The sequence below is a fragment of the Pedobacter sp. D749 genome (assembly GCF_019317285.1).
Classification (GTDB): domain Bacteria; phylum Bacteroidota; class Bacteroidia; order Sphingobacteriales; family Sphingobacteriaceae; genus Pedobacter.
Genome location: NZ_CP079218.1, coordinates 5,502,084 through 5,514,257, shown reverse-complemented (window position 1 = coordinate 5,514,257; position 12,174 = coordinate 5,502,084). Strand labels below are relative to the sequence as shown.

Genomic DNA, 12,174 nt, shown 5'->3' with positions numbered 1-12,174 from the left:
TCTTAAATTTAAAAATGTTAACCTTAAACTTCACAAAATTCCCGGTTCTTGAAACCGAACGCTTAATCCTCCGCGAACATGATATTGCCGACGCTGAAGCGCTTTTTGCCATGCGTATCAACGAAACGGTAATGAAATACATCGACAGGGAAAGGCCCAAAGATATTTTCGAGATCAAAGATTTTATTTCCCGATTTAGAAATGGCTATGAAAATGGCGATAACCTGGCCTGGGTAATTGGTTTAAAAGAAAATCCCGATCAAATGATTGGTTCTGTTGGTTACTGGCGCACCGATTTTGCCAACCACCGTGCCGAGATCGGCTACATGCTGCACCCTGATTATTGGCGACAAGGAATTATCTCCGAAGCACTGAAAAAATCAATTGCTTTTGGTTTCGAAGAAGTGAATTTGCATACCATCAGTGCAAACATTAATGTAGAAAACGATGCTTCAAGACAGATGTTGCTCAAACATGGCTTTGTAAAAGAGGCACTTTTTAAACAGGATTATTATTTTAGGGGCCAATTTCTTGATAGTGAAATTTATGGATTATTAAATCCTAATCATTAAGTTAGCTATAATCGGAACCAAATGTTTTTGGAGAAGATATTTCGGAAAAAGCAAAAGCTTTGATACAATAAGCTTATCAAAAACACAATCGCCCAATATTATTTCTTCTTTTGACAAATAAACAAAAAACACCTCTTCAAAAAGGCTAAATAATTAAGAGAATTACCTATAATTATTACAAAACATAGGCATTATAGCCTTTGGTTTCAAAGCGATTAATAATTATATTTGCCACCGTTATTAAAATTTACAATGAGAGAAATCCAATTTAGAGAAGCACTACGCGAAGCCATGAGCGAAGAAATGCGTAAAGATGACCGCGTTTTTTTATTAGGTGAAGAAGTAGCAGAATATAACGGTGCGTACAAAGTAAGTCAGGGTATGCTTGATGAATTTGGTGCGAAACGCATTATCGATACCCCAATTGCCGAACTAGGTTTCGCAGGTATTGCAACTGGTGCCGCAACAGCTGGCCTTGTTCCAATTGTAGAGTTCATGACATTTAACTTCTCTTTAGTTGCGATCGATCAGATTATCAACGGAGCAGCTAAAATCTTATCAATGAGTGGTGGTCAGTTCTCATGTCCAATGGTTTTCCGTGGTCCAACAGGTAATGCAGGCCAATTAGGTGCACAACACTCTCAAAACTTCGAAAACTGGTTTGCAAATACGCCAGGACTAAAAGTAGTAGTTCCAGCTACACCTTACGATGCAAAAGGATTATTAAAACAATCAATTATAGATCAGGATCCGGTTATTTTCATGGAATCTGAAGTAATGTACGGCGATAAAGGCGATGTTCCTGCAGAGGAATACTATATCGAACTTGGTAAAGCTAAAGTAACTAAAGAAGGTACTGATGTAACCATCGTAACTTTTGGTAAAATGTTAACCCGCGTTGTAAACCCAGCTGTAGAAGAGTTAACTAAAGAAGGAATTAATGTAGAAGTTATTGATTTACGTACTGTACGTCCTATCGATTATGATACCATTATCAACTCTGTTAAAAAAACAAACCGTTTAGTTGTGGTAGAAGAGGCCTGGCCATTGGCATCTCTTTCCGGAGAGATTGCTTTCATGGTACAAAAACATGCATTCGATTATTTGGATGCACCGGTTTTACGTATCACTTGTGCAGACGTTCCACTTCCATATTCACCAACTTTAATTGCAGCAAGCTTACCAAATGCTGAGCGTGTAGTTAAAGCGGTAAAAGAAGTAATGTACGTTAAAAAGTAATTACAAATTGTAGTCTGAGCTTAGCCGAAGACCAAAAGATATAAATCCTCCAAAGCAATTTGGGGGATTTTTTTTTTATTTTAAACCTCACAGGTTTTGTATTCCAAGAACGAAAGGCTCAGGTTAAATAAACCCGATAGTAGCGGAAAACCCGAAGGCGAGGAACGAGCCAAGGCTTTGAAGCGGATAGCGGGGTTTTCGCAACCGAAGCACACCAACCCTGCTTTTCAAAATATTGAACACCTAAGGAATGCTTATGAATTTTAATAGCAGGAAAAGAACCTGAAATAAATTTACTTCGTAGCTTTCCGCTGCACTACAGATCAGGGTGACGATCGGATTAAACCTCGCGGGTTTCCAAACTAATATTTTTATCTTCGCTAAACCTTAAATTCCAGTTCATGCCCGAATACATAGCCGATCAAACCTTCGAAAAGACTGATTTTACCATACGCTCACTTCCAAAAGCAGAATATGAAAACTGTAAATTCATCAATTGCGATTTTTCCGGTTCAGATTTAAGCGGTACAAAATTTTTAGACTGTCAATTCATTTCCTGCAATTTAAGTTTGGCTGATTTAACCAAAACATCCTTTATCGATGCTGATTTCCACGATTGTAAAATGCTTGGTTTAAGGTTTGATAACTGTAACGATTTCGGCCTGGCATTTAGTTTTACTAACTGCAAATTAGATCATTCCTCGTTTTATAAATTAAAATTAAAAAAAACCAATTTCAAAAACTCACAGTTACATGAAGTCGACTTCTCTGAATGTGACTTAAGCAGCGCAATATTAGACAATTGTGATTTATTAAAAGTCACTTTTGACAGAACAATACTAGAAAAGGCAGATTTTAAAACGGCTTACAATTACTCCATAGATCCAGATAACAATAGGATCAAAAAAGCAAGATTTTCAAAATCTGGCCTTGCAGGCTTATTGCATAAATACGATATCCAGATCAGCGAATAACTTCTGATAAATTTTATAAATTCAGTTTACAAAACCACCGAGAATAGAACAGCCCAAACGAGAGGACATCGATCAATACATCGCTACTTTCCCTGTTGAAACACAAAAACTGTTATAGTAAAATCCGTGAAACTATACATAAAGCCATATCTGAAGCCAAAGAAATAATCAGTAATGGCATGCCTGACTTTAAACATAGGCACGCTGAGAATTAAATTCACTAAAAACATGGCTATTCCCGACGAGCTGGATAAAATTTAAATTGGAAGATTAGAACTTACCGGACAGAATTACAGAAGCTGAAAAGTAAAGACTTATAAAACTCTTTCCCAATAGCTGGCTGTTTATAAATGGAAAAATGACCGAACGCAGTAAAGATAATCATTCCTTTTTTCAAAAACTTACTCACAAATTTCGGTGGATAACTTCATTCTAAAAATAATTAAATCCCGCAAATCCTGATTAGCTTTGCTTTCTTTAATTTTTACCTTTAGGATATGTTAACCCACCATAAAATAATTGCAGCCGAATTAAAAGTTGCAGAAAAGCAAGTAACAGCAACCATAAATTTGTTAGATGAAGGTGCAACTGTACCCTTTATATCGCGCTATCGTAAGGAGGTGACGGGCAGTTTAGACGAAGTTGAGGTAGCAGCAATCCGCGATCGGGTTTTACAGTTGCGAGATTTAGATAAACGCCGTGAAGCAATTTTAAAATCGATGAACGAACTTGGTAAACTGACACCCGAACTGGAAAAAAAGATCAACGAAGCAGAAACCATTTCACTCTTAGAAGACATTTACCTGCCGTTTAAACCTAAGCGTAAAACACGTGCATCAGTTGCAAAAGAAAAAGGATTAGAACCTTTGGCCTTGCAGATATTTGAGCAGAATACTTTTGATTTAGCCGCATCAGCTGAGAAATTTATTAATATAGAGAAAGGTGTGAATTTACTTGACGAAGCTTTAGCCGGAGCCAGGGATATCATAGCTGAAATGATTTCTGAAAATGCTGAGGCACGCACCAAAATGCGTACTTATTTTCAGGAAAAAGCTGTATTTAAATCAGAAGTAATCAAAGGAAAAGAAGAAGAAGGCATTAAATATAAAGATTACTTCGAATGGAGCGAGCCGGTTAAAACAGCTGCATCACACCGTGTTTTGGCCATGCGCCGTGGCGAAAAGGAACTAATCTTGAGATTAGATGCACTTCCACCAGCTGAAGATGCTATCGCTATTTTAGAGAACCAGTTTATTTTAGGCAATAATGCCGCTTCAAAGCAAGTTCAGCAAGCTTTAGAAGATGGTTATAAACGCTTGTTGGAACCAGCAATGGAAACCGAACTTCGGGTTTTCACCAAACAAAAAGCAGATCAGGAAGCCATCCGGGTTTTTGCCGAAAATGCACGTCAATTGTTATTGGCAGCTCCAATGGGGCAAAAAAATGTATTGGCAATTGACCCAGGTTTCCGTACTGGCTGTAAAGTCGTTTGTTTGGATAAACAAGGTCAATTGTTAGAGAATACAGCCATTTATCCGCATACCGGACAGGGAAATGTGAAAAACGCTGAGTTTACGATACAACAACTTTGCGAAAAACACAACATTGAAGCTATAGCTATTGGCAACGGTACCGCAGGAAGAGAAACCGAAACTTTTGTTAGAGCATTGAATTTACCACACATTACAATAGTAATGGTTAACGAAAGTGGTGCTTCGATTTATTCAGCATCGGAAGTAGCCAGAGAAGAATTTCCTACCCAGGACATTACCGTGCGTGGAGCAGTTTCAATAGGACGCCGTTTAATGGATCCGTTGGCCGAATTGGTGAAAATCGACCCAAAATCTATCGGCGTTGGTCAATACCAGCACGATGTTGATCAAAACAAATTACAGGCAAGTTTAGATGATACCGTAATCAGTGCGGTAAATGCTGTAGGTGTAGAATTAAATACCGCCTCCAAACAAATCCTGGCCTATGTTTCTGGCTTAGGTCCTACTTTAGCGCAAAATATTGTTGATTACCGCAATACAAATGGTGCTTTTAAAAACCGTGAAAGCTTGAAAAAAGTACCTCGTTTAGGCGACAAAGCTTACGAACAGGCGGCAGGTTTCTTACGTATCCGCAATGCGGAAAATGTTTTAGATACCAGTGGTGTTCACCCTGAACGTTATGCGGTAGTAGATAAAATGGCAAAAGATCTGGGTACTACCGTCTCTGCTTTAATGAAAGATACACAATTGCAAAAGCAGATTAAGCCACAACAATATGTTACAGATGAAATCGGTTTACCAACTTTGAATGATATCTTAAAGGAATTGGCTAAACCAGGTCGCGACCCGAGAGAGCAATTTGAGGCTTTTAGTTTTACTGATGGTGTAAATGAAATTGCCGATTTAAGAGTGGGTATGAAACTTCCCGGAATTGTAACCAACATTACCAATTTCGGTGCCTTTGTAGATATTGGTGTCCATCAGGATGGTCTGGTGCATACCAGTCAACTTGCGAATCGTTTTGTAGCGAATCCAAATGACATCGTTAAAGTACATCAAAAAGTAGAAGTAACGGTAATGGAAGTTGATGCTGCCCGCAAACGCATTTCGCTATCAATGAAAACAGAAGTTAATCCGAAGTCGGAAGTCCGCAGTCGGGAGTCCAGGGAGCAGAAACCTAAGCCGGATTTCAAATCGAACAACAGTAAACAAAACTTCAAGCCTCGTAATGAGCCAAAAGATGCGGATGGCGATTTACAAGAGAAATTAGCAAAACTGAAGGGGATGTTCAAATAGTATTCCATAGTTACTGAACGACACAAGCTTGGCCTGTGCCGTTCAGTATGGGGATTTAATTATGAGAGATTAATAGTCGAATTGATGGGTATAATCTTTATTAACATCTACTGTAACACCATCATCATTAGTGATCACTTTACCATCTATCTCTGCTTTGTAGCTGATCTGATAACTGGCGTTAAAGTTAAGGCACTGCACGCTGGTAGTAATTACATCAACCGGTAATACAGTCTCAATTACATAGGTTTTGGTACTTCCAGTGAAATCGTCTTTCCCTAAAGAAATAGCAGCTTCATTATTTCTGGTCACTCCATTTACCTTCCAGATGGTTTTAGTGCCTTTAGTATCACCACCTACAATCACGAAAGAAACATAGTCATCAGATGAATTCACACCGTTTGCGGTGATGGTAAATTTTGCGGTTTTACCACTTGTTGCAGGAGTACCCTCTGAATCTTTTTTACAAGAAAATAATAACGTTAGAACAAGCGCAAGAGATAATAATTTTAATCCTTTTTTCATAGATTTTAGTTGTTTTACTATTCTAGGGACCAAAAAAAATGCCAAAACCTGTGGCTATACTAAAAATACCATATTTCAGGTAAAAAGAACTACCTATTTTTAGGTAGTTTTAGAATACTTTATTTGTTTTGATAGCTGGTGTGCTAAAAATTATCCTGTTAAGGTGCCTATATCTGCGACACAAATTCCTTTATCGCAGCATCGGGGTGATCAGTTTCCAGAAAGTTCTCCGATTAAAAATCTTTAAAACCAGCTGCTCTTATTCCAGGATAGTTTTTTCGTTACACTTTCTGAAATCTTAGAAACTCTTAAAGGTAAAATCTATCTTTTAGCTTCTGAAAATAATGACTATAGGAAAAATGACGTAGTTGTCTTAGATTATAAAAACTACAAACCCGCAAACTTATCCCGATGTTGTAATCTTGTTTTAGGTAAACTATCAGGATAATTATTCTGGATAAAAGCAATCATCGCTTCTCTTACATGGCAACGTAAATCAAAAGCCCTGGAAGAATTTGAAGCACTCATTAAAAAACGCACTTCAATAACACCATCTTTTGTACTATCTGTAACCTGTACTACATTTACGCGCTTATCCCAAAGCGGATCAGCATTTAAAAGCCGGGTCAATTCCTGCCGCATCGGTTCGATTGGGATGGTATAGTCAAGATATAAAAATACCGTTCCAAGCAAATCAGCTGAAACACGCGTCCAGTTTTGGAAGGGCTTTTCGATAAAATAGGTAATTGGTAGAATTAACCGCCGTTGATCCCAAATATTGACTACTACATACGTTAGGGTAATTTCTTCTACCTTACCCCATTCGCCTTCTACAATTACAACATCATCAATCCTGATCGGCTGGGTAAAGGCAATCTGAAAGCCTGCCAACAAATTTCCAAGCGATTTCTGCGCTGCAAAACCAATGATAATCCCGCCTATTCCAACTCCGGTAAGCAGCCCCGCCCCGATTTTGCGCATGCTTTCAAAACTCAATAAAATAATAGCAGCAGTAATTAAAATAATAAGCGAAACAATAAACTTTCTAACAAACTCCAACTGCGTTCTGATTTTGCGCTCTTTCAGGTTGTTTTCTTTGTTTAGATCATATTTAAGATAGAAATAATCTTCCAAAACGTTAATTGTCCTTACCAAAATAAGCGCAAAAGTAATGGTCAGGGCAATCTCTAATATTTTGGCCATTGGAAGACGATATGTTGGCGCCATTTCCATCAGCGTTAAGGAGAAGTTAAGGAACGATAAAGGAATAAAAACAGCTACAGGCCTCCTCAAATGCTTTAATGTAGATTTTATAATGATAAAATCCCACCAACGCGAAAGCAAGATAAAAGTTTTGTGAATGATAAACTTGATTAAAATACCAAGAGATACTGCGATCAAACCAATGATTAGGTTCTTAAAAAATAAAGGGATAGGATAACCGAAAACCTGGTCGAGAAATTGCATAAAAGAATCTGCTGGTTAATAAAAATGGCAATTAGCCATTTGATGTTCTTATAACAGCTATATTTTTGGATTGTTTGCCAATGGAAAACCAATAGCCGCAAATAAATTATTTACATTAGCATTTTGTAGATTTCAAAAAAAAGAAAAAGATGGATTTTTTCGATACCCATAGCATATTTTTCACAGTCCTTGGCTATAAAATGAGCTATTTAGAATTTTTTGCTGTAATTACCGGGATTATTTCCGTTATACTTTCAGCAAAAGCCAGCGTTTGGAGTTGGCCCATGGGTATTGTCAATGTATTTTTATCAGCCTTTCTATATTATCAAAGTCAGCTTTACCCCGATATGTTTTTAATGGTTTTCTTTTTTGTAACCAACATCATGGGCTGGTGGCGATGGACAAATCCAAGGCCTGGAGAAGAAGATAAAAATAAAGAACTCAAAATCAGCTTTATGCCTGTAAGGCAATTTTTAACTTTATTGGCTATTGGCATTATTGGCACATTATTAATGGGTACATTGGCCAGTCAACTTCACAACTGGCTGCCGCTATTATTTAATTTACCCAGCGCTTATCCTTTTATTGATTCATTTATTTTTGTGATGAGTGTGATCACGACTTTTTTAATGATCCAGAAAAGAGTAGAATGCTGGATTATCTGGTTGATTATAGATATTGTAGCCACTTACCTGTACTTTTTGAAAGGCATCAAGTTTATGGGGGTTGAATACTTTATTTTCACCATTATTGCTGCTTTTGCATTGTGGCATTGGATTAAAGAATATAAAAGCTACACTAAAACGGCATGAAAAGAGGTTTAGTTATTGGCAAATTTATGCCCATTCATAATGGGCATATTGCGCTTATTAATTTTGCGGCTTCGCAATGCGACGAACTGATTGTATCAATGAGTTTCACTCCTGCTGACAAGATTGATCCTGTTTTACGTTTTGAATGGATCAAAGAGATTTTTAAGAATCAATCTGATGTAAAACCCACTCTTATACCTGATGATTTTGATGATGAAAGCCTGCCCATAAATGAAAGGACAAATATTTGGGCAATTAGAATGCGGGAGATATATCCTAAAATTGATATTCTTTTTAGCTCTGAGTTTTATGGCGAACCATTTGCATCAAACTTACAAGCTGAACATATCTTATTTGATGAGCCGAGAAAATCAATCCCCGTTTCGGCAACTCTAATCAGGAATCATCCTTTTCAATATTGGGAATTTATTCCAAAAGAAGTCCGCCCATATTTTGTAAAGAAAATTTGTTTCTATGGCCCAGAAAGCACAGGAAAATCGACTATGGCTGAAAAAATGGCCTTACATTATCAAACGACCTTTGTTCCAGAAGTTGCGCGCGAATTAATCAATTCGAATGATATCACAATTGATGACATTATCAAAATCGGGACAGCACAAACCGAAAGAGTTAAGGAAAAAACAAACAGCGCCAACAAGCTTGTTTTCTGTGATACCGATCTGATTACCACCAAAATTTATTCGCAATATTATCTGAACGAAGTTCCACAGATCCTGAATGATCTTGAAAAAGAAATCTGTTATGATTTATATTTTCTATTGGACATCGATGTAGAATGGGTAGCCGATCATCTCCGCGATTTTGGAGATAGGCGGCTGGAGATGTTTAATCTGTTTAAGAGTGAGCTTGAAAAGCGTGGAATAACCTACATTCAGATCAGTGGGGATTATAAAACTCGGGAAGAAAAGATCAGGAAAATTGTAGATTCGATTTTGGTTTAAATAAATCATTTTTTATCTTTAGATTCAATTCAAAATGATATGACAGCTAAACAAGTGCTTCCTATCATCCCTGACAATACTGTAGTTAATAAAATTTGAGCTAAGGGGTCTTAAAGTGATGCTCTATAGTGACCTGGCAGAGCTTTATGAGGTAGAGACTAGGGTTTTAAATCAAAGTATCCGCCGAAATATAGAACGTTTTCCCGATGATTTCATGTTCCAACTGACCGGTGAATAATGGGAATCTTTGAGGTCACAAATTGTGACCTCAAAAGCTAAAAGAGGTGGAAGGACTTATTTACCCAATGTTTTTACCGAATATGGCATATTAATGCTATCGAGTGTATTGAATAGTAAGCAAGCAATTCAAGTGAATATACAGATTGTAAGGATTTTCTCGCGCATACGCCAGTTTATTGTAGATAATGGCGAACTCAAACTTGAAATCGAAGAGATTAAAAAGACGTTGAATAATCATGATAAAAATATCGAGTTGGTTTTCACCTACCTGGATAGACTCATTGATAAGAAAATTGGACCAAGGAAGAGAATTGGCTACATGCCTGATGATTTATAATTTTAATGAACATTAAAAATCTTGAAGTCACAAATAGCAACCTCAAGATTGACCAGAGAAATGGCGCCGTAAGTTTATCATTATACTTAAATTTCTAAACGGATTGCAGCGGCATCTTTTCAAATTTGCAACGGCTTCATTTACTATGTCATTCTGAGGTACGAAGAATCTGCAACCGATGAAACAGATTCTTCGTACCTCAGAATGACAAAACCTACCTAAAAGATTTAGTGTAAGCCCGGCTGGAACCAATCAAAGAATTTCTGGTTTTGTTTTTCACAACCTCAAAAACGATACGGCATATTAGATGCTTAAATAAATTCAGCATGACGATCGCGAGGTAAAAATGCAAAACTATTTTCAATCAACTATTTGATAATAAAAGTATTCTATCTATCTTTGCAGTCCCAAATTTAATGGGAATAATAAATTGTTTAATAAATTAAATACAAGCAAGTGAATACGTTAAGTTACAAAACTGTCTCGGCCAATGCGAAAACTGTTAACAAACAGTGGATTGTTGTTGATGCGCAAGGCGAGATTTTGGGGCGCTTGTCATCGAAGATCGCTATGATCATCCGTGGTAAAAACAAGCCTGAGTACACCCCACACGTAGATTGCGGAGATAACGTTATCGTTATTAATGCAGACAAGGTTAAATTGACAGGAAACAAATTCAGCGAAAAGCAATATGTTTCTTATACTGGTTATCCAGGTGGTCAACGTTTTATTTCTCCTAAAGAGTTAATGGCGAAACACCCTCAACGTGTAATCGAGAAAGCGGTACGTGGTATGTTACCGAAAACTAAATTGGGTAAAAAATTATACACCAATCTTTTTGTGTATGCTGGTGAAACTCACCCTCATGCAGCTCAATCTCCAAAAACCATTAAACTTTAAGAAATGTCAGTTACTAACACTTCAGGAAGAAGAAAAACAGCTGTTGCACGTATCTACTTAAAAGATGGTGCTGGCGCAATTACCGTTAACGGTAAAGATCACAAAGTATATTTCCCAACTTTACCATTACAATATATCGTAAACCAAAGTTTAGAAGTTTCTGAGCTTACTGGCCGTTATGATATTACTGTAAACGTACAAGGCGGTGGAGTAAAAGGACAAGCAGAAGCTGTTCGTTTAGCTATTGCTAAGGCGATTGTTGAACTAGATGCGGAGAAAAAACCTGCTTTACGTGCTAAAGGTTTAATGACACGTGATAACCGTATGGTTGAGCGTAAGAAACCAGGACGTGCTAAAGCTCGTAAGAAATTCCAATTCAGTAAACGTTAATCACAGGAGGCAAAGACAATGGCAAGAACAACTTATCAAGACTTATTGGATGCAGGTGTACACTTTGGTCACCTTACCCGTAAATGGAATCCAAAAATGGCTCCTTATATTTTCATGGAGCGTAATGGAATTCACATTATAGATTTAAATAAAACTTTAACTAAAACTGAAGAAGCTGCGGCTGCGATTAAACAAATCGTAAAATCAGGACGTAAAGTATTATTTGTTTCAACAAAAAAACAAGCAAAAGGAATCGTAGCTGAACAAGCTAAAAAAGTAAACATGCCTTTCGTAACTGAACGTTGGTTAGGTGGTATGTTAACTAACTTTGCTACTGTTCGTAAGTCAATCAAAAAGATGTCTAACATCGATAAAATGACTAAAGACGGTACTTATTCGATCTTATCTAAAAAAGAGCGTTTAATGATTCAACGTGAGCGTATTAAATTAGAATCACTTTTAGGTGGTATTGCTGATTTAAACCGTTTACCTGCAGCTTTATTCTTAATTGATGTTAAGAAAGAACATATTGCAGTTACTGAAGCGTTAAAATTAAACATCCCTACTTTTGCGATGGTTGATACTAACTCTGATCCTTCTAACATCGATTTCCCTATCCCGGCGAATGATGATGCTACAAAATCAATCTCTTTAATTACTGATGTAATTATCAAAGCTATTGAAGAAGGTTTAGATGAGCGTAAACGCGAAAAAGATGATGAGGCTGAAAAAGAAGCAGTAGCAGCAAAAGTTGCAGCTGATGCTCCTGAAGCAAAAGAGCCAAGAGGAGCTGGTGAAAAAAGACCAACCACTAAAAAGGCAACTGCTGAAGCGGAAGTTGAAGCTCCTTCATCAGAAGAGACTAAAACAGAAGAATAGTAATATTTTTTAATTGCAGGTTACTGGTTTCAGGTTTTAAGTTGGCTTAACATGAGTTTAACTTGGCGCTTGTAACTTGTAACCTGTA

Annotated in this window: 11 protein-coding genes and 1 pseudogene; 10 read left to right on the top strand and 2 right to left on the bottom strand. The window is 37.2% G+C overall.

Translation table 11 applies throughout. From position 1 onward, the window contains the following. The first annotated feature begins 14 nt into the window (after positions 1–14). From KYH19_RS22700 to KYH19_RS22685, 4 genes are all read left to right on the top strand, one after another. A complete protein-coding gene (locus tag KYH19_RS22700; RefSeq protein ID WP_132398073.1) occupies positions 15–572 on the top strand; it encodes a GNAT family N-acetyltransferase in 558 nt (185 codons plus the stop codon). Between the two features lie 252 nt (positions 573–824). After that, the gene (locus KYH19_RS22695; protein WP_132398071.1) at positions 825–1,811 is read left to right on the top strand and encodes a pyruvate dehydrogenase complex E1 component subunit beta; all 987 of its coding nucleotides are present in this window, start codon (positions 825–827) and stop codon (positions 1,809–1,811) included. Positions 1,812–2,212: 401 nt separating this feature from the next. Beyond that, positions 2,213–2,785, top strand: a complete 573-nt coding sequence (locus tag KYH19_RS22690; protein WP_219076884.1) for a pentapeptide repeat-containing protein — start codon at positions 2,213–2,215, stop codon at positions 2,783–2,785. Positions 2,786–3,282: 497 nt separating this feature from the next. Further along, positions 3,283–5,574, top strand: a complete 2,292-nt coding sequence (locus KYH19_RS22685) for a Tex family protein (RefSeq protein WP_219076883.1) — start codon at positions 3,283–3,285, stop codon at positions 5,572–5,574. A gap of 69 nt (positions 5,575–5,643) precedes the next feature. Here the strand turns inward: KYH19_RS22685 and KYH19_RS22680 are convergent, their stop codons facing one another. Both KYH19_RS22680 and KYH19_RS22675 read right to left on the bottom strand, forming a co-directional pair. Continuing rightward, positions 5,644–6,099 carry a hypothetical protein gene (locus tag KYH19_RS22680; RefSeq protein ID WP_132398065.1) on the bottom strand — a complete coding sequence of 152 codons (456 nt, stop codon included), beginning with the start codon at positions 6,097–6,099 and terminating at the stop codon, positions 5,644–5,646. A gap of 387 nt (positions 6,100–6,486) precedes the next feature. Next, on the bottom strand, positions 6,487–7,566 hold the full coding sequence (locus KYH19_RS22675) for a mechanosensitive ion channel family protein (protein WP_132398063.1): 1,080 nt from the start codon (positions 7,564–7,566) through the stop codon (positions 6,487–6,489). Positions 7,567–7,766: 200 nt separating this feature from the next. On the opposite strand from KYH19_RS22675, the gene pnuC reads away from it, so the two are divergent. From pnuC to rpsB, 6 genes and pseudogenes are all read left to right on the top strand, one after another. Continuing rightward, on the top strand, positions 7,767–8,378 hold the full coding sequence (pnuC, locus tag KYH19_RS22670) for a nicotinamide riboside transporter PnuC (RefSeq protein WP_255562502.1): 612 nt from the start codon (positions 7,767–7,769) through the stop codon (positions 8,376–8,378). Next, entirely contained in the window at positions 8,375–9,340 is a 966-nt protein-coding gene (locus KYH19_RS22665) for an AAA family ATPase (RefSeq protein ID WP_219076881.1), read from the top strand. Before pnuC ends, KYH19_RS22665 begins: the two co-directional genes overlap by 4 nt. A 118-nt stretch (positions 9,341–9,458) precedes the next feature. After that, positions 9,459–9,917: pseudogene (locus KYH19_RS22660) on the top strand (ORF6N domain-containing protein). A gap of 456 nt (positions 9,918–10,373) precedes the next feature. Next, positions 10,374–10,817, top strand: coding sequence for a 50S ribosomal protein L13 (gene rplM, locus KYH19_RS22655; protein ID WP_010602007.1), 444 nt, complete (start codon positions 10,374–10,376; stop codon positions 10,815–10,817). A 3-nt stretch (positions 10,818–10,820) separates the two neighbouring features. After that, on the top strand, positions 10,821–11,207 hold the full coding sequence (gene rpsI / locus KYH19_RS22650) for a 30S ribosomal protein S9 (protein WP_025145383.1): 387 nt from the start codon (positions 10,821–10,823) through the stop codon (positions 11,205–11,207). 18 nt (positions 11,208–11,225) lie between these two features. Then, the gene (rpsB, locus tag KYH19_RS22645; RefSeq protein ID WP_121287425.1) at positions 11,226–12,086 is read left to right on the top strand and encodes a 30S ribosomal protein S2; all 861 of its coding nucleotides are present in this window, start codon (positions 11,226–11,228) and stop codon (positions 12,084–12,086) included. The last annotated feature ends 88 nt before the right edge of the window (positions 12,087–12,174 follow it).

Excerpts from the sequence above, each read along its gene's own strand:
- KYH19_RS22695 (WP_132398071.1), top strand. The coding sequence starts at position 825 with ATGAGAGAAATCCAATTTAGAGAAGCACTACGCGAAGCCATGAGCGAA.
- KYH19_RS22680 (WP_132398065.1), bottom strand. The coding sequence starts at position 6,099 with ATGAAAAAAGGATTAAAATTATTATCTCTTGCGCTTGTTCTAACGTTA.
- KYH19_RS22665 (WP_219076881.1), top strand. The coding sequence starts at position 8,375 with ATGAAAAGAGGTTTAGTTATTGGCAAATTTATGCCCATTCATAATGGG.
- KYH19_RS22675 (WP_132398063.1), bottom strand. The coding sequence starts at position 7,566 with ATGCAATTTCTCGACCAGGTTTTCGGTTATCCTATCCCTTTATTTTTT.
- rpsI (WP_025145383.1), top strand. The coding sequence starts at position 10,821 with ATGTCAGTTACTAACACTTCAGGAAGAAGAAAAACAGCTGTTGCACGT.
- KYH19_RS22700 (WP_132398073.1), top strand. The coding sequence starts at position 15 with ATGTTAACCTTAAACTTCACAAAATTCCCGGTTCTTGAAACCGAACGC.
- rpsB (WP_121287425.1), top strand. The coding sequence starts at position 11,226 with ATGGCAAGAACAACTTATCAAGACTTATTGGATGCAGGTGTACACTTT.
- KYH19_RS22690 (WP_219076884.1), top strand. The coding sequence starts at position 2,213 with ATGCCCGAATACATAGCCGATCAAACCTTCGAAAAGACTGATTTTACC.
- KYH19_RS22685 (WP_219076883.1), top strand. The coding sequence starts at position 3,283 with ATGTTAACCCACCATAAAATAATTGCAGCCGAATTAAAAGTTGCAGAA.
- pnuC (WP_255562502.1), top strand. The coding sequence starts at position 7,767 with ATGAGCTATTTAGAATTTTTTGCTGTAATTACCGGGATTATTTCCGTT.